This is a genomic window from Luteibacter sp. dw_328, assembly GCF_018449605.1.
GTDB lineage: Bacteria > Pseudomonadota > Gammaproteobacteria > Xanthomonadales > Rhodanobacteraceae > Luteibacter.
Genome location: NZ_JAAVUW010000004.1, coordinates 1 through 17855, shown reverse-complemented (window position 1 = coordinate 17855; position 17855 = coordinate 1). Strand labels below are relative to the sequence as shown.

Annotated in this window: 16 protein-coding genes; 8 read left to right on the top strand and 8 right to left on the bottom strand. The window is 66.1% G+C overall.

Annotation, left to right across the window (positions count from 1 at the left end; translation table 11 throughout):
* Window positions 1-134: 134 nt before the first annotated feature.
* The 5 genes from ssb to HB634_RS10390 all read right to left on the bottom strand — a co-directional run bounded on the left by ssb (window position 135) and on the right by HB634_RS10390 (window position 5223).
* Window positions 135-740 (bottom strand): single-stranded DNA-binding protein, encoded by a 606-nt coding sequence (ssb, locus tag HB634_RS10410; RefSeq protein WP_213948539.1) that lies wholly within the window; start codon window positions 738-740, stop codon window positions 135-137.
* Between the two features lie 182 nt (window positions 741-922).
* Complete coding sequence (locus HB634_RS10405) at window positions 923-1444, bottom strand: fimbrial protein (RefSeq protein ID WP_213948538.1); 522 nt, start codon at window positions 1442-1444, stop codon at window positions 923-925.
* On the bottom strand, window positions 1441-3921 hold the full coding sequence (locus HB634_RS10400; RefSeq protein WP_213948537.1) for a fimbria/pilus outer membrane usher protein: 2481 nt from the start codon (window positions 3919-3921) through the stop codon (window positions 1441-1443). The genes HB634_RS10405 and HB634_RS10400 overlap by 4 nt, the downstream gene beginning before the upstream one ends.
* A complete protein-coding gene (locus HB634_RS10395; RefSeq protein WP_213948536.1) occupies window positions 3914-4651 on the bottom strand; it encodes a fimbria/pilus periplasmic chaperone in 738 nt (245 codons plus the stop codon). The genes HB634_RS10400 and HB634_RS10395 overlap by 8 nt, the downstream gene beginning before the upstream one ends.
* Before the next feature lie 20 nt (window positions 4652-4671).
* Window positions 4672-5223 (bottom strand): fimbrial protein, encoded by a 552-nt coding sequence (locus HB634_RS10390; RefSeq protein ID WP_063573009.1) that lies wholly within the window; start codon window positions 5221-5223, stop codon window positions 4672-4674.
* A gap of 323 nt (window positions 5224-5546) precedes the next feature.
* Between HB634_RS10390 and HB634_RS10385 the strand changes: the two genes are divergently transcribed.
* Window positions 5547-6545: a polyprenyl synthetase family protein gene (locus HB634_RS10385; protein WP_063573008.1), complete on the top strand. Its 999-nt coding sequence runs from the start codon at window positions 5547-5549 to the stop codon at window positions 6543-6545.
* 13 nt (window positions 6546-6558) lie between these two features.
* Here HB634_RS10385 and HB634_RS10380 read toward each other — a convergent pair whose 3' ends face one another.
* The 3 genes from HB634_RS10380 to ubiH all read right to left on the bottom strand — a co-directional run bounded on the left by HB634_RS10380 (window position 6559) and on the right by ubiH (window position 9844).
* The gene (locus HB634_RS10380) at window positions 6559-7353 is read right to left on the bottom strand and encodes a dienelactone hydrolase family protein (RefSeq protein ID WP_213948535.1); all 795 of its coding nucleotides are present in this window, start codon (window positions 7351-7353) and stop codon (window positions 6559-6561) included.
* A gap of 74 nt (window positions 7354-7427) precedes the next feature.
* Window positions 7428-8639, bottom strand: a complete 1212-nt coding sequence (locus HB634_RS10375) for an FAD-dependent oxidoreductase (protein ID WP_213948534.1) — start codon at window positions 8637-8639, stop codon at window positions 7428-7430.
* Window positions 8636-9844, bottom strand: a complete 1209-nt coding sequence (gene ubiH / locus HB634_RS10370) for a 2-octaprenyl-6-methoxyphenyl hydroxylase (RefSeq protein ID WP_213948533.1) — start codon at window positions 9842-9844, stop codon at window positions 8636-8638. Before ubiH ends, HB634_RS10375 begins: the two co-directional genes overlap by 4 nt.
* 35 nt (window positions 9845-9879) lie before the next feature.
* Between ubiH and HB634_RS10365 the strand changes: the two genes are divergently transcribed.
* From HB634_RS10365 to HB634_RS10335, 7 genes are all read left to right on the top strand, one after another.
* The gene (locus tag HB634_RS10365) at window positions 9880-10440 is read left to right on the top strand and encodes a cob(I)yrinic acid a,c-diamide adenosyltransferase (protein ID WP_213948532.1); all 561 of its coding nucleotides are present in this window, start codon (window positions 9880-9882) and stop codon (window positions 10438-10440) included.
* 144 nt (window positions 10441-10584) lie between these two features.
* Complete coding sequence (lptD, locus tag HB634_RS10360; RefSeq protein ID WP_345777483.1) at window positions 10585-13104, top strand: LPS assembly protein LptD; 2520 nt, start codon at window positions 10585-10587, stop codon at window positions 13102-13104.
* Window positions 13105-13134: 30 nt separating this feature from the next.
* Window positions 13135-14511 (top strand): peptidylprolyl isomerase, encoded by a 1377-nt coding sequence (locus tag HB634_RS10355; RefSeq protein WP_213948530.1) that lies wholly within the window; start codon window positions 13135-13137, stop codon window positions 14509-14511.
* A 6-nt stretch (window positions 14512-14517) separates the two neighbouring features.
* The gene (gene pdxA / locus HB634_RS10350) at window positions 14518-15513 is read left to right on the top strand and encodes a 4-hydroxythreonine-4-phosphate dehydrogenase PdxA (protein ID WP_063572684.1); all 996 of its coding nucleotides are present in this window, start codon (window positions 14518-14520) and stop codon (window positions 15511-15513) included.
* Window positions 15510-16289 carry a 16S rRNA (adenine(1518)-N(6)/adenine(1519)-N(6))-dimethyltransferase RsmA gene (rsmA, locus tag HB634_RS10345; protein WP_213948529.1) on the top strand — a complete coding sequence of 260 codons (780 nt, stop codon included), beginning with the start codon at window positions 15510-15512 and terminating at the stop codon, window positions 16287-16289. Before pdxA ends, rsmA begins: the two co-directional genes overlap by 4 nt.
* Before the next feature lie 53 nt (window positions 16290-16342).
* Complete coding sequence (apaG, locus tag HB634_RS10340) at window positions 16343-16726, top strand: Co2+/Mg2+ efflux protein ApaG (RefSeq protein WP_063574175.1); 384 nt, start codon at window positions 16343-16345, stop codon at window positions 16724-16726.
* Window positions 16727-16782: 56 nt separating this feature from the next.
* A complete protein-coding gene (locus HB634_RS10335) occupies window positions 16783-17634 on the top strand; it encodes a symmetrical bis(5'-nucleosyl)-tetraphosphatase (protein ID WP_063574174.1) in 852 nt (283 codons plus the stop codon).
* The last annotated feature ends 221 nt before the right edge of the window (window positions 17635-17855 follow it).

Genomic DNA, 17855 nt, shown 5'->3' with positions numbered 1-17855 from the left:
GTGCAAGGTGCAAGGTGAGAAAGCATGCCCGGCCTGAAAGCCGAGCGCCCGGGCCCCGGTAATCCGCGAAGAACCACAAAAAAAGGCAGGGCGCATGCCCTGCCTTTTTTTTGTGGACGAATGACGTTCTTCGATCAGAACGGAATATCGTCGTCGTCGAAGCCTTCGTTGACCGGCGGCGCAGAGCGCTGCGGGGGCGCATTGCCACCGCGAGGCTGGCCGTAGTCATCGCCACCGCGTGAACCGCCGCCGTAATTACCGCCACCACGCTGCTGGCCACCCGCAGCGGCGCCACCGCCACCACCGCCGTAATTACCGCCGCCACCGGCTGCGCGTGCCTGCTGCGGACGAGCGCCACCGCCCTGGCCGCCACCGAAGCCGCCGCCGCCACCTTCACCGCCGGCATTGCCACCGAGCATCTGCATCTCGTTGCCGATGATGTCGGTCGAATAGCGTTCGACGCCATCCTTGTCGGTGTACTTGTCGGTACGCAGGGAACCTTCGATGTAGACCTGGCGGCCCTTCTTCAGGTACTCACCGGCAATCTCGGCCAGCTTGCCGAACAGCTTCACGCGGTGCCACTCGGTGCGCTCCTGCTTCTCGCCGGAGGCCTTGTCGGTCCAGGCTTCGGACGTGGCAATGCGCAGGCTGGTGATCGCCGTGCCGCTGCCGGTGTAACGGGTCTCGGGATCCGCGCCGAGGTTGCCGACAATAATGACCTTGTTGATACCGCGTGCCATGGATTTCCCTCGTATACGTGTCTTCGGACGCCGGCCCGGACCGGGCGGGCGTTCCCGCCCATCATAGCCAGCCTGCGCAATGTGCGGGCCGACGGGGTCGGACCGGGTAGTTTGGGCGATGGCTGCCCTCACCGCAAACCTTTCGACGTGGGCGGGAGTCCCGCCACGTCAGGACGCCAGTCTCATTCCCATGTGATCTGCACGAGCGCCGCTCCCAGGGCATCGCCGGGGCGGAGTGGGCCGACCCGGACATAGTGGGCCTCAAAGCGGAGCTCGGGCGCCGTGCCCGCGAGATCGAAGCGCACGGGGGTGGTCCCATCGGGCAGGACTGGCTGGCCGGAGCCCGTACGCAACTCGATAGCGACACCTCGAGCGCCCCCTGTCGTAGCCAGATAGCGAGGATCCGAAGGCGCGGCCGTCGCGTGCACGGTCACAAGGGCACGGGTGGCACCGACGCAATCCGCGCCAATGAAGGCTGCGCCTGCCCACCGGCTCCCGTCCCCCACCGAGGGAAGCTCGGAGACGGCAACGTTTCCCAAATCGACGCGAATCCGGTTTGCGACCAGTGCGCACGATGGCGTGATCGTGCCGGTGACATCGAACACCAGGGTGTCGCTGCGCCCCTTCCCGGCGTTGCCGGAAGGTGAGGCAAGAGAGATAGCGAGGAAAGCCGCCGCTACCGGTGCGATATGTCGGCGGTTCATTGGCACACCCCCGTCAGGCGTACGAGGCCGCGTGCAGCTTCGCCATCGGTCGTTGTCCGCACGACACAGCGATCCTCCGCGCGCTGGCCCCAACGGATCGTCAGCGGTGCGCCTGCCACGACGTTGCGGACAAAGATGTGCCCCGCCTGCCCGACCACCCCGACGGAGCGCCCCTGCCCGTCCAGCACGTCGGCACCGAAAGCGGGTGGCGAGCCGTCCGTCTGCCGCGCAACCAGCAACGACGTGCGACCGACGTCCGTGTCGAACGGGACCAGCACGAGCGCCCCTGCCGTGGGCGCGATGCTTCGGCGCGTCGAAGACAGGCTTACGTCCAGCGACAGGCCGGCCGGATCGATCTCGACCGGGTTCCACCGGAAGGGCGCAAGGTAAGGCACCACCCCGTAGCCACGCCGGTCGAGCCGAACCCCGCTGGCGGACGGCAATCGCGCACCCGCCGCGCCGGGTGCATGCACCAGGGCCATCGCGTCGCCCAGCCGTTGCGCCCGCGTGATACCGCGGCGGTGGAATACGAGTGCCCCTGATGTCGAGAACGACTCGACGTGCGCGCCACGACTCCGATCGATGGCGACGCTCGACTCGCCCGCACCGGACAGATGCGACGCGGAAAGGCCGAGCCGGCGATCACGCTGGCTTCCCTGCCCCAGCATGGCGCCGTATCCCACGTTGCCTTCCGTTCCCGCGGTGCCTGCCACGCCAACCTGCATGTGATGCACATCGCGGCCTCCGCCATGACCGGCGAGGGTGAGTGACGGCGCCGATGTGGCGGCCCCCAGCGGGATCGAGACGCCGAGACGTGCCGTCGCATCGTCAGCGGCGCGATGGAAAGAAATATCCAGCGTGGCCCGACGCCATCCGCGCGTCCATGCGAGAGCGTATGACCGCACCGTTCCCGGCCTTCGTGAACCGGTGTGCCGCTTGATCCGATGCAGGCTGCCAGTCGCTGTGAGGACACCACGGTCCGAAACCAATTCACGTTGCAGCACGACGTCCATTCGCTCGCTACCCCTCCCCTCTTCCTTCGCCGGCGGCCGACGACTAGCCAAGTCCGGCAGTGCACGCCCGCGCTCGCGTACGAGGCTGACCCACATGCTTGTCCCATCGTGCCAACGCCGGCCGTGCCGGACCCGCCATGCCCTGGCGCGACCTGGCCGTGAAGCGGATGCACTAGCCGCGATGCGGGACCCCATGAAGTCGATAGCGAAGGCACCGACCAACGTGTCGATGGCTCCTCCCAGCAGGGCCGAATCACTGCTTCCCCAACGGCGCCAGCCGCCATAAAAGGTAGTGTCCCGCGCGAGCCCCTGTCGCCATGTCGCCTGTATCAGCTCGACGCCATGATCGTGTGTCGTCAACGCATGCCCGGCATTCATCGCGATCACGGCGTGACCTTCACCAAGCAGTTCAGGCATGGCGAAGAACGGCACGCGAAACGCTGAGTGGCCGCCGTCTTCCTCGTCGATGGTGACATCCAGGTGACCGCCACGACCGAGTCCCTGAAGATCGTCGATGACGAACGGGCCCGGTGGCACTGAAAGCTCTCGCAGCAGAACGCCACCCTGCGTCACGCGCACGAGGGCATGCGTTCGCGCGAGCCCGCGCACCGTCGGTTTATAGCCGAGACTCGTGTCGTCGTTCATGCGTGCATCGCTCGCCAGTGCCATGCCGCGCATGCGTACAGGCGCGAAGCTACCGTCGGCTATCAGGAGCTCGCCGACGCGCCACTGCGATCGCCACGCCTCGATCTGTCGCTCGACGTACAGATGACGCCGCTTGTAGCGTGACGCGCTCCACGATCCCGCACCGCGCACGCGCCAGTGTCCCGCGTTGATGCCCGACTCGTGAGCGAGGAAGCGCGCCGTTCGAGATTGCCTCGCCACGGTGCTGCGATGCAGGTTCACGCGCCAGCCAAGCTGCCCGGAGGCCATGCCCGCGTCACGTTGCGCTGGCGGCACGAGCCCGGACCGCTTGCGTTTCAGCCGTGCCTGCGGCACTTCGATATCCAGCCGCTGCTCGCTCACGTCGAACCGCGTCGTTGCACCGGATACATCGTCGGAAAGCGGACGGCAGACTTCATCGCCGGGGGCAACGCCTTCCGAGTGCACGACGCCCAGCGACGCGAGGGTCATGGGCGACAGGCAGGGTATGGCGTCGGAACCGAGGCCCTCGGTGGCGAAACGCACACCGCGACGCATCTGCCATTCGCCGTTCAACCAGATGTCGGCGTCATAGGTACCGGGCATGACCGGATTACCTCGGGAGTAGCGGGAAAGATCAATCTTCATCGCGTGGTCACCTGGAAGAAATGCGGAATTGAATTCGACGACCTTGCCGACCGGCGGTGGGACATCCTCAGTGCCGGCGCGCGCCACGCCGACGATCAACGTGGCCGCAACCAGCCATGCGCAAGGCGGCCAGCGATGAGGCGCTGCCAGACGGAACACACCCGCTTCAGTCATCAGCCACGGTGGCAGCCGCGACGTTTGCCGTGCCCGGGACGGTTGCGCCGTAGTCGTTGATGGAGGCGAACTTCACGACGGCCCCCACTGGTGCGACCTTGCCTTTCGGCAACGGCCACGTGGTCTGGCCGGTCGCGACGACCATTCCGCCGCCCAGCGGCATCGTCTGGCCCGGTGCGCCGTTCGCCACGATGGCGACCTCGTTGAAGGACACCACATAGGGCGAGGGATTGCGGACGCGAAGCCGGGAAAGTCCGCCCTCGCGCTCGATCGACCACGTCAGGAGCCCCGGAGCACCGGCAGGCTCGACAGCGAGACCTGACGGCCGATGCAAGAGTTTGAGCCTGTGCCGGAACGCAAACTGCAGCGTGTTCACCGCCTTCCCGCCCTCCGGACTCGGAGGGATCTCCAGGACGTTGAGCCAATACAAGGCCTCCCGGTCCGACGGTGGATGGCCACCCACGTGGACGATGCGAAGCGCGTGCCCGCGACCGGGATCGATGCGGAAGACCGGTGGCGTGATGGCGAACGGCGCATGCGCGGTCTCCGGCGTGGATCGCGCGTCACCATCGTCGATCCACGCCTGGATGAGAGCCGGTTCCTCTCCCTTGTTCTCGACGCGAACAGCGATGTCACGACTCGCACCCGGGAATACCACGCGCGTGCCGCCGATGACGACGCCGGCATTAGCGTCGACGGCTGCGCAGGCGGCCGCCAGGGCAAGAAGCATGATCGCCCGGGCGCGAACCCTCACTGGTAGACGACCTGAAAGCCGACGCGCGAGTTAGCCGTGCCTTTCTCTGCCTTACCCGTACTGTAATAACGCGCGATCAGTGGAATCACCGCGCTGTTGCCAGCGATCGTCACTCCCTGGGAATCTTCCGTGTACATGTTGATCGGCGTGCCATCCTGGTTGGCAATCTGGATCTGCACGTTTTTCGCGGCCTCGGAACCGGCGTCGATGTTGAGGCGACCGGTGGCACGGTCGAGCGCGGGGCTGGCCGGATCGAAGCGGATCTTCGCGAGGTCGCCATCGAGGCATTCCGCGTTGCCGCCGATCTGGATCTGGAAACCGCGATCGCCGGACGTCTGGCCCTCGACGGCGAGGTTGGCGGCACTGATGTCGCCAAAATCGACCGTCTTCGTGGCAGCTCCCGAGCCGGGCGGCTTGCCTTCCACCAGGCACGTCGTGGCGGTGATCCGACCGGTAATTTCAATGGTCCCGTCGTTGGCGGCGAGCACGGGCGAAACGGGGATGGCGACGAGGGCGAGGACGAGTGACGAGGTAACGAACACGTTCATGGCAGCAACCTTCTCGGTGGAGGAAGGTCAGTGTCCGCGCATGACCCGGCGCCATCGATACGCGCGGGCTGAAACGCACGCCATCGCACCGCTCGCTTGCAAGCGCGTGGACGGCCACACCCGTGTGAGCGCAGCGGTGGCGCGGAGGGCCGCGGCCAGCGCGGCACGCCGCTCCGGGGCCGTCTCAGACCGCAAGAAAGTCCCGGCCGTGGCGCGGGAGGCCGGTACAGACCCCGATTTTGCGGATCGCACGGGCGTAGACGGCCAATCCACCTATGCAGACCCTATACTGGGGGCCGATTTGTCGCACACGAACCTGGTCCATGGATTCCATCGCCGATCGCACCACCTCCCTCGACTTTGCCGGCGTTCGCGCCCTGGCAGCCGACGACATGAAGGAGGTCGACGCGCTGATCCGGCACCGACTGTCTTCCGACGTCGTCCTGATCAATGCCATCGCGGACCACATCATCGCCGGAGGCGGCAAACGGCTGCGTCCGATGCTGCATGTGCTCGCCGCCCGGGCCGCAGGCTACGGTGGGCAGGAACACGCGAAGCTGGCCGCGATCATCGAGTTCATCCATACGTCCACCCTGCTCCACGACGACGTGGTCGACGAGTCGGACATGCGGCGCGGCCGCAAGACCGCGAACGCACTATGGGGCAATGCAGCCAGCGTGCTGGTCGGCGATTTCCTCTATTCGCGTTCGTTCCAGCTGATGGTGGAGCTGGACGACATGCGCATCATGCGGATTCTCGCCGATACCACGAACACCATTGCCGAAGGCGAGGTGCTGCAGTTACTCAACATCGGCAACGCCGACGTGGACGAAGCGGCCTATCTGGCCGTGATCGAAAGAAAGACCGCCGTCCTATTCGCCGCCGCCACCGAACTCGGCGGCGTGTTGGGTGGCTTGCCAGAGAACCAGGTCGCCGCGCTCCGTCGCTACGGCATGGAGCTTGGCTATGCCTTCCAGATCGCCGACGACCTGCTCGACTACGTTTCGGATGCGGAGACCCTCGGCAAGAACATCGGTGACGATCTCGCCGAAGGCAAGCCGACCCTCCCGCTCATCTATGCGATGCAGTCAGCCGACCCGGAGCAGCTGAAGTCCCTGCGCCACGCCATCGAGCATGGCGGCCTGGATTCGCTGGACCGCATCGTCGCGGCGATCCGCGATTCGGGCGCTCTGGAGCGCACCCACGATCGCGCGGTTTCCCATGCCAACGCCGCACGGTCGGCGTTGGATGAGATCGCCGCATCGCCTTTCCGCGACGCCCTCGCCGCCCTGGCCGATTACTCGGTCGAGCGGCGCTTCTGACCGATCGCGTCGATCACTTCTTAGCGAATGCTTCCGTCAGCCATGCACGCATGGCGGCGTAAGCGCGGTTCGCTACCTTCGCGTCGTAACGGCAATTGCCCGTCGTCGTCGTAGCTTCTTTTTCCGTGAAGCAATGCACCGCACCGCCGAAATCGGTCGATGCCCAATCCACTTTCGCGTCGCGCATTTCCGCCTCGAAGGCCGCGCGCTGCTCGGGGGGCACGTTGGTGTCGTCGGCACCGTTCAACGCCAGCACCTTGCCGTGGATGTTCGAAGCGAGTTTCGGGTCATCGGTGGCCAGCAACCCATGGAAGCTGACCACGGCAGCGACATCGGCACCCGCGCGTGCGAGGTCGAGCACGGCGGAGCCGCCAAAGCAGAAACCGATGGCTGCCAGGCGAGTCGGATCGATCGGCGCATCCTTCTCCTGCGCCTTGAGTTCGGCGAAAGCTCGCGACACACGCTCGCGCATGATCTTGCGATCCGCATAGAGGGGCTTCACAGCCGCACCAGCCTCAGCTTCCGACGTTGGCCGCGTCCCGGCGCCGTACATGTCGGTCAGAAGGATGACGTAGTCCTTGCCGGCGATGTCCTTGGCCTTGGCCAGTGCCATGTCGTTGATGCCATACCAGTTGGGCACCATGACGAGGCCCGGACGCTTCGTGGTCACGGCGTCGTCGTAAACCAGGAAGCTCTTATAGGTGACGCCCGCGTCCGTCCATTGCACCGGCTTGGCGACCATCGCGGCAGATGCCGCGCCGACGTGACCGAGGACGAGCAAAGACAAGACAAGCAACGAACGGCGCATCGGCATGACTCCCTGGTTGAATGCGGCAAGCATAGGCCTGGCCGCATCGCCTGGGTAGCTACCGCTTCGCGTCGTCAGAGACCCGCAGCGTGCCGCGCCAGCCGGCTCTTGAGTGGCCCGATGCGGTCGAGCAGCCGTACACCCAGGCCACGAGCGGCGACCAGCGGCGGCGCCTTCCAGGCATAAATCCGGGCCAGGGCATCGAACGACCGGGCATCGAGACTATCGGCGCTCCGGCGCCGGCGCGCATAGCGCCGGAGCACATGCGTCGCAGCAAAGTCCCTACCCGCCTCACGCGCTTCGACCAGGGTGTCACGCAATTCGGCGACATCGCGCAAGCCCAGGTTGACGCCCTGGCCGGCGAGAGGATGCACCGCATGCGCGGCGTCGCCGAGGAGGACGACGCGCCCGACTTCGTACCGTTCGGCCAGTTTCAAGCGAAGGGGAAACGCGGCACGCCGGGAGACGGCGCGGATCGGACCGAGCCGGAAGTCGCTGGCGACGCCCAGCGCCTGCCGGAACGCCTCGTCGTCGAGCGCCAGGACGCGATGCGCCTCGGCGTCGGGCAGCGACCAGACGATCGAACTGCGTCCGTCGGCGAGCGGCAGGAAAGCCAGTGGCCCGCTGGGAAGGAATCGCTGCCAGGCCGTGCGCTGATGCGACTGTGTCGTCTCGACATGGGCGACGACGGCACGCTGCGCGTAGTCGCGGCCCTGCGTGCCAATGCCGACCATCGCGCGCAAGGGAGATTCGGCGCCGTCGGCGGCGACGACGAGTCGCGCGGCGACGACCTGGCCGTCGGCCAGATCGAGCTGTGCCCGATCCTCACGCATGGCATAGGCGACCACTTCGGCCGGGACGATACGGCGCACGCCGGCGTCATCCAGTGCGTGCCAGAGAGTGGCCTGGACGAGGTTATTCTCGACGATGTAGCCGAGCACGTCGCGTCCTTCGTCCGCGGCGTCGAACTGGATAGCGGCGCCATTCTCCGCGTCCCAGACATGCATGCGCTCGTACGCCGACGCACGCGCGTCGCGAATGCGCGACCACGCGCCGAGCTGATCGAGCAGCGCCACCGAGGAGGGCGCCAGGCCGACCACGCGGAGGTCGACTTCATCCGCCGCCGCCCAGGCGGCCGGCTCGCGGGCATCGATCAGGGCGACGGAGAAGCCGGCACGTGCCAGCGCCAGCGCGGCGGCGGCGCCGACCATGCCTCCGCCCACCACCGCCACGTCGAGCAAGCTACCGCGACGGCGGGAGGGGTCGTTCTGCCGGAGGTCGTTCACGGGGTTTTCTCCCGTACCGCCAGGGGCGCGTGCAACCGAAAACCCATGCCACGCCGACTCAAGGCGTGTCGCAAGGGCGGCACGCGATCGAGAGCGAGCATCGCCAGCGAGCGCAGGGGCCCCAGCAAAGGCTGCTTGAGGCAGGCCAGGCGGACCAGGCCGTGGCTCATGGCCATGGTCCCTTCGCGGTCGGCCGCGCGCCGCGTGGCGTACTCCGCCAGCAGAGCCGGGGTGCCGGGATCGGCCGCCACGGTCACGAGTTCGGCCAGGGTCAGGGCGTCGCGCAGGCCGAGATTGAAGCCTTGCGCACCAATGGGGTGGACGGTCTGCGCGGCATTGCCCACCAGGACGGCGCGAGGGGCGATAAGACTGTCGGCTGCCACGCGTCGAATCGGATAGGGCGAACGCTTGCCCGGCCGAGACAAGCGGCCGAGCCGCCAGCCGAAACGCTCCTGGGCGAAGGCGGCGAAGGTCACATCGTCCATGGCCGCCACGGTGTCGGCCTCAGCGGCGGCGACGGTCAGTACGACGCCGACCCGCCGATCGGCCAGAGGCAGCACGGCTACCGGACCCTCGTCCGTAAAGCGCTCGAAGGCGCGGCCGCGGGGGTCACGCTCGGGAATCATCGTGCTGACGAAGAGTGCCTGCTCATAGTCGTGTTCCCGTGTGCCGATACCCAGCTGGCTTCGTATCCCCGACTGGGTCCCGTCGGCGCCGACCAGGAGCGGGGTGGAGATAAGCCGGGTATCGCCGTCGGACGACACTGTTACCGACCAGCCGCCATCCACGGCTTCGATGCGCTCGACCCGAGCCGGCGCCAGGCGCGTGAGGAGGCGACAGCGATCGAGGCGGCGCAGCAACGCGGCGCCCAGTTCGCGCGCAGGCAGGGTCCAGCCCAGGGCATCCACGCCCTCCGCCGCAGCATCCATGCGCACGCTCCCGAAATCGCCGGCGCGGCTCGTATGAATGTGTTTGATCGGCGTGGCGTTGGCCTCCGCGAACTCCCACACGCCGATCGCCGCCAGGCCATTCACGGTCGCGCGGGCCAGGGCCAGGTTGCGCTCGTCATAGCTGGGCTGGTCGTCGACGCGCGGCGCGGCGGCTTCGACGAGGATGGCCGGCAATCCTGCATGGTCCAGGGCGATGGCGAGGCTGGCGCCGACCAGGCCGCCGCCAACGATAACGATGGGTTGGGTAGAGGTCATGGGCGGATGATAACCCGCACCGATAGAATGCCCCGATGGGAAATCGACTTTCGAAAATCTACACACGCACCGGCGACGATGGCACGACTGGCCTTGGCGATGGCAGCCGGACCGGCAAGGACTCCCTGCGGGTCACCGCCTACGGCACCGTGGACGAGCTCAACAGCGCCATCGGCATGACCATGGCCGCGCAGGAGGCGGACGACGACATCCGCGACGCGCTGGCGCAGATCCAGCACGAGCTGTTCGATCTTGGCGGCGAGTTGTGCATCCCCGGCATGGCCATGGTCCAGGCGCAGGACATCGACCGCCTCGAGACGGTGCTCGACGCCTTCAATGCGGACCTGCCCGCCCTGAAGGATTTCATCCTGCCCGGCGGCGGCATGGCGGCGGCATCCTGCCACCTAGCGCGGACCATATGCCGGCGCGCCGAGCGCGATGTCGTCGCCCTCGGCCGGGTGGAGGAGGTCCGCCCCGAGGCACAGCGTTACCTGAACCGCCTGTCCGACCTGCTCTTTGTCATCGCACGTGTTCTTGCGCGCCGGAGCGGCCACGGCGAAGTGATCTGGCAGCATGAGCGCCGCCCGCGAGGCTGAGCCGGCGGTGTAAGCTCGATCGGCAGGCGTGTCGATCGACGACGCGCTCCCTGGGGATCCGGAGCTATGGGTGACTTGCCTTCGTGCGGTGTGGCTGGCGATTCTGCTAAGTTGGCCGCCTTTCGAACGAATAAGACCGAGCCTGTGACGTCACGCAACAGCATCCTGCCTAAACGCCGCCTGCTGGCGACAGCCGTCGCCTTCATCGTCTCGAGTGCCGCCCAGGCGGCCCAGGTGGCGCCCGCGACGGTCGCACCGACGCAGGGCACGACCACCCAGGCGACGCCCGTGGCAACCTGCACACTGGGCTCGTTCTTCTGTCCGAGCCGGCCGCTGAACTACAACCTGTGCCGTCCGAATGCCATGCTGGCCTTCTACGAGCCGGAAATCACCAAGGACACCTCGCTGCGCGAGACCGCCGTGACCGACGTGCACTCGGGGCTCGATGACGGCACCAGCGGCGTCAAGGTGGAGAGTCCCGAGCCGGATGTGTATCACCTGACCGGCGGCGTCCGCCTCGAGCGCGCCGACCAGGTCATGCGCGCCGACGACGTGACGTACAACTCGGACTCGACGGCCTACGACGCCAAAGGCAACGTGCGGTACCAGGAGGCGGGCATGCTCGTTTCCGCCGAGCGCATGACCGGCACGACCACGCCCAACCAGGCCGACGCCGACCACGTCGCCTACCAGCTGCTGGATACGCGCGGCAACGGCGTGGCCGACCACGCCAAGGTGATGGACCCGCAGCATGGCCGCTTCTCCATGGCCACGTATTCGACCTGCGATGTCGGTAACCACCAGTGGGAATTCCGCGCGAAGACGCTAAACCTGAACAAGGATACCGGCGTCGGCGTGGCGCGCAGCGCGACGCTCCGGTACAAGAACGTGCCGATCCTCTATGCGCCCGTCTTCTCCTTCCCGCTGGACGACCGTCGCAAGAGCGGCTTCCTTTATCCGACCTTCGGCTCGAACAGTTACTCGGGCGTCTACCTCACGCTGCCGTATTACTTCAACCTCGCGCCGAACTACGACGCCACGGTCGAACCGGGTTTCTACACGGATCGCGGGCTGATGCTCGGTGGCGAGTTCCGCTACAAGCTGCCGACGTCCAACGGCAGCTTCGACCTGCATTACATGGCCCACGACAAGGGCGAGGATCAGGACGTCAGCGGAACGAGCGACCGCGACGGATCAAAGCAACGCTGGCTGGTGCAGATCGCCAACTCCACCGCCCTCGGCGACGGCTTCAACTTCGGCGCGAACATCAATCGCGCGTCGGACAACCAGTACTTCCGTGACTTCGGCAACGATATCTACACCTCCGGCGTCTCATTGCTGTCGTCCAGCGCGTATGTGAGCAAGGGCGGCAAGTACTGGTCAGCCACCCTCGGTGCGGATGACTATCAGAACGTCGACGCAGGCCTGCCGAACTACGTGGCGCCGTATCGGCGCTGGCCTCGTGGCACCTTCAATTTCAACGCGCCGGTGCTGAGCTGGCTCGACGGCGGTATCGACAGCGAAATCGTGAACTTCCGCAAGGAAGATCCCGCGCCGGTCTCTCCCGGGTATCCGGGTCAGGTGGACGGCACCCGCCTGGACCTCGCGCCGTTTCTCGCGGCCGACTTCCAGGGTGCCTCGTGGTTCGTCCGTCCTCGCCTCGAGTACCGCTACACCGACTATCGCCTCAACACCGACTACCGGCAGTTCAACTACACGCAGCGCGATCCGTCCCGCTCCCTGCCGATTGCCAACGTGGACGCCGGCCTGATCTTCGACAAGCAGACGAACCTGTTCGGCACCAGCTATACGCAGACCCTCGAGCCGCGCCTGTACTACCTGTACGTGCCGTATCGCAACCAGAACAATCTGCCGCTCTTCGACACCAGCGAAATGTCGTTCGACTTCTGGCAGCTGTTCAGCAACAACCGCTTCTCCGGCGCCGATCGCCAGATGGACGCGAACAACCTGACTGCCGCCCTGACGACGCGCCTGCTCGATGACCACGGTGTGGAACGGCTATCGGCCAGCGTCGGCCAGATCCGTTACTTCAGCGACCAGAAGGTGCAGTCGCCGGGCGTGGCACCGACCAATTTCGCCGGTTCCGACTACATCGCGCAGTTGAGCATGCAGTTCAACGACAACTGGCGGATGAACAGTTCGTACCAGTGGAACCCGAACAACAAACAGAGCCCCTACCTGAATACGGATGGGCAGCTATTCGTCCAGGGCCATGAGACCGATCTGGCCACGGTCCAGGTCCAGCGCCGCATCAAGGGCGACGGCATCATCAACTTCTCGTACCGGTATCGCCGCAACGTGATGGAACAATTCGACACGTCCGTTGTCTTTCCTGTGTCCGAGCGCTGGCGCGCACTGGCGCGATGGGTTTTCGCCCGCCGCGACGTCCTGCCTGTCTACGCGCCGGGCGGAACCGCGCCCTTCAATACCTTCACGTTCTCGCACCGCACCCTGGATGCTGCCGTGGGCGTCGAGTACGACAGCTGCTGCGTCGCCTTCCGCGTACTCGGCCGCCACTACGTACGCGACTACACCCGGCAGACGGCAAACGAGATCATGTTCGAGATGGAATTCAAGGGCCTGGGCTCCTTCAACCCGGAGACAGGCAGCTATCTGCGGCGTGCTATCCTTGGCTATCAATAAGAGGGGCAAGTGCCCCAGGCTCCCTATTCGATGAAGCAGATTCTTGCGTATTCCCTGCTCGCCGCCGCTCTTGCGTCGGTCGTTCCCACCGCCCATGCCCAGCTGATGCCTTCGGCCCAGCCGGCACAGGGCGGAAGCGCTTCCGGCAACGGTTCGCTCGACCGTATCGTGGCGGTCGTCGAGGACGACATCATCCTGCAGAGTGAGCTCGACGAAGCGATCAATGCCATCGTCAAGCAGTACGCCGCGAATCCTGCCCAGCTGCCGCCGCACGACGTGCTGGCGCGGCAGGTACTCGATCGCCTCATCCTGATGAAGATCCAGGTCCAGCAGGCATCCAACCAGAACATCAAGGTCTCCGACCAGGATGTGGACCAGGCGGCCGCGAACGTCGCCCAGCAGAACAAGATGAGCCTGGAGCAGCTGAAAGCCGCGGTCGAACAGGACGGCTACAGCTACGCCGGCTTCCGCCAGCAGCTGTCCGACCAGATCACCGCGCAGAAGCTGCACGAGAGCGTCGTTCGCGACCAGGTCAACGTGACCGATACCGAGGTCAACAACATGCTCGCCAGCCCGACCTACAAGGGCGGTGAAGTCCACCTGGCACACATCCAGATCAGCACCCCGGCCAACGGCAGCGCGAGCGATATCGCCGCCGCCCAGGCCAAGGCCGAGGAGACGCTCAAGGCAATCAAGGGCGGCATGGACTTCAACGCCGCTGCCATTCGCTACTCCGACGCACCCGACGCCCTCGATGGCGGCGACCTCGGCTGGCGCCGGCTCGATGAAGTGCCGCCGGCCTTCGCCGACGCAGTCACCGGCCTGAAGCCGGGTGACAACACCGCAGCCTTGCGTGGCCCGACCGGCTTTCACATCCTGAAGCTGGTCGAGACCCGCCAGGCCGGTCGTCAGATCGTCACCGAGTACCACGCCCGTCAGATCCTGATCAAGCCGTCGGAAATCGTCACGCCCGAGCAGGCGGAGAAGAAGGCGCAGGACATCTACACCCGCGTGGTCGACAAGAAGGAAGACTTCGCCAAAATCGCGAAGGACGACTCCAAGGACAACACCACCGCGAACAACGGCGGTGACATGGGCTGGTTCGCGGCGGATGCCTGGGGCCAGGCCATTGCCGGCCAGATCACCACGCTGAAGGACAACGAGGTGTCGCACCCGATCCAGACCGAAGCCGGCTGGATTGTGCTCCAGCGCCTGGGCACGCGTCAGAGCGATCTGACCGACCAGCTGCAGCGTGACCAGGCTCGCCAGGCCATTGGCAATCGCAAAGCCGACGCGGCTTACGAAAGCTATCTCCGTGAGCAGCGCTCCTCGGCCTACGTGAACATCCTCGTGCCGGAACTCAAGGATCCGGACGACAAGCAGGCTTCGGCCACGCCCGTCCAGTAATCCGTCATGACCGCGACCACCCTGCCACGGCTCGCCGTTACTGCCGGTGAGCCTGCCGGGGTAGGTCCGGAGCTGGTCGCCCGCCTCGCCGCGAGCGATCTTCCCGCCGACCTCATCGTGATCACCGATCGCGATCTGCTTCGCCGGGCCGCCGCCATCTGCGGCATCGACCTCACCATCAGCGACGACGATGGCTCCCGCCTTACGGCGAGGGCCGCCGGACACGTGCGCGTGCGCCATGTGCCCCTGGGCGAGAAGGAAACGCCGGGGCGGCCGGACCCCGCCAATGCGCGGCACGTGCTCGACATGCTGGCCGTGGCAGCCGACGGTTGCCTCAGTGGCGAGTTCGATGCCGTCGTCACGGGCCCCGTGCAGAAATCCAGCATCAACGAAGCCGGCATCCGCTTCAGCGGACACACCGAGTTCTTCGCCGAGCGCGCGGCCAGCGATGTCGTGATGATGCTGGCGAGCCCGGACCTGCGCGTCACCCTGGCGACGACCCACCTACCGCTGTCTGCGGTGCCATCCGCCATTACACCGGCGCTGCTGGAGCGCACGCTGCGCATTGTCAGCGGCTCGCTGACCTCGCTTTATGGCTTCATTCGCCCACGCATCGCCGTGCTTGGCCTCAACCCGCATGCGGGCGAGGACGGTCACATGGGACGGGAAGAGATCGACACCATCATCCCGCTGCTCGAGCGGCTGCGTGGCGAAGGCATGGACCTCCTCGGGCCACTGCCTGCCGACACCGCCTTCGTACCCGTCCTGCGCCATCGCTACGACGCGGTGCTGGCGATGTACCACGACCAGGCGCTGCCCGTTCTCAAGAGCGAGGCGTTCGACAGCACGGTCAACGTGACCCTCGGCCTGCCCTTCATCCGCACGTCCGTCGATCACGGCACCGCACTGGACCTTGCCGGCACCGGCCGCGCGGATCCGGCCAGCCTGTTTGCCGCGGCGCGACTTGCGATCGATTTCGCCAACCATCGGGCCGCCGTATGAACGCACGCCCCAAAAAAAGCTTCGGGCAGCACTTCCTGCACGACAAGCGCTACATCGACCGCATCGTTTCCTCCATCGCGCCGAAGGACGGTGACACCGTCGTCGAGATCGGCCCCGGGGAAGGGGCGATGACGATGCCGCTGCTGGCCGTCGCCAGGCGGATGACGGCGATCGAGCTGGACACGGACCTCATCCCCGGCCTGCAGGATCGCGCCGCCTCCATCGGCGAGCTGCGCATCGTGCATTCGGACGTCCTCAAGGTGGACTTCACGGCGCTCGCTCGTGAACTGGGTGCCGAACGCCTGCGTATTGCAGGCAACCTGCCTTACTACATTTCCAGTCCGATCCTGTTCCACTGCGTCGAGCACGCCGCGGCGATCCAGGACATGCACTTCATGCTGCAGAAGGAAGTCGTCGAGCGCATGGCGGCCGATCCCGGCAGCAAGGTTTATGGCCGGTTGAGTGTCATGCTGCAGCTCGCCTGCAAGGTCACCCCCCTGTTCACGGTGCCGCCGGGCGCCTTTCGGCCGCCGCCCAAGGTGGACTCGGCCGTGGTCCGGCTGGTCCCACTGCCGCCCGAGCAGCTCCCACAGGGCGACACGGCGAAGATCTACCAGGTCGTGAAGGCCGCCTTCGCCATGCGCCGCAAGACCCTCTCCAACACGCTGAAGGGTCTCGTGGACGAAGCGACCATCCGGGATCTGGGCATCGACCCGCGTGCCCGCGCGGAAACCCTGCCCCCCGGCGACTTCGTCAAGCTAGCCAACGCGATGTGAAGGTCCTTGCGGGCATACTTGCCCGCCCTGTCCCCGTCCCCGACAATCGGACCATGAATTCCAAAACACCCTACACGATCGACGTGGAGGTCGAATCCCGCTTCGTCCCCGACCAGTCGCAACCCACCGACAATCGCTACGTCTTCGCCTACACCATCACCCTGCGCAACGCCGGCGAGACGGGCGCGCAACTGATGACCCGCCACTGGGTCATCAAGGATGCGAACGGCAAGGTAGAGGAAGTGCGCGGTGACGGCGTGGTCGGCGAGCAGCCGTGGATGCGACCCGGCGAGTCGTTCGAGTACACCTCCGGTGCCGTCCTCGAGACGGCGGTGGGCACCATGGAAGGCAGCTACAGCATGATTGCCGACGACGGCACTCAGTTCGATGCCCCGATTCCGACTTTCGTGCTTTCGATACCGCGCACGCTCCACTAGGATCGACTCATGGATAGCGTGCACGCCGTTAACGGCGCCATGGAGCAGCAGGACTGATGGCCGTTTACGCAATCGGCGACGTCCAGGGCTGCTACCCCGAACTCCAGCGCTTGCTGGAAAAGATTCGCTTCGACCCGGCGAACGATCGCCTGTGGTTCTGCGGCGACCTGGTCAACCGTGGCGGCGAGTCGCTCGCCACCCTGCGCCTGATTCATTCGCTGCGCGAGCAGAGCATCATCACGCTCGGCAATCACGACCTCTCGTTGCTGGCCATCGGCCAGCGCCGCGAAGACGCTCAGCAGCGGGTCAATCCGGAACTGCGCGAGGTCTTGTTTGCTGACGATGCGCCGGTCCTCATGGAGTGGATGCGCACGCAAAAGCTGCTGCACCACGACGAGGCCCTGGGCTGGACGATGATCCACGCCGGCCTCGCGCCAAGCTGGACACTGCGTCAGGCACAGCGTGCCGCACTGGAAGTCGAACGCGAGCTTGGCGGCCCACGTCACCAGCGCTTGCTCAAGAACCTGTTCGGCAACCGACCGCCAGGCTGGAATAACCGCCTGCAGGGTGTCGAGCGACATCGCGCCACGATCAATACCCTGACACGCATGCGCTATTGCGATGTCAGCGGTCGCATCGACTTCGAAGGCAAGGGCACACCCGGCACGCAGAAGCCGGGCATGTATCCCTGGTTCGAGGTGCCGGGCATGCGTCGCCGTGAAACGAAGATCGTGTGCGGGCACTGGTCCGCGCTCGGCCGTTTCGCCGGCCTGGGCATCTACGCGATCGACACCGGTTGCGTCTGGGGCGGCCAACTCACGGCGCTTCGCCTGGACACACCGGAGCCCGAGTACATCACGGTAGAGGCCGAGCCCTATCGTCAGAAGCCCAAGGGCGGCGGCGACTAGGTAGACGCACACCGTTCTGTGTAGGAGCCGATTCATCGGCGATCCCGCGGTAGCGAGCAAGGTTTCGGTTCACTCGCTTCGCGAGTGCATGTTTTTAGCGGCTCGCGCCGCCGCTTGCGTGAGGGGTGAGGCGCAGAGCCTTCGGTGCTCGGACGTAGCGGCACAGAGCCTTCGGTGCCCACCCTCGCTGCTCAGACACGTCCTCCGCGTTTCGTACCGGA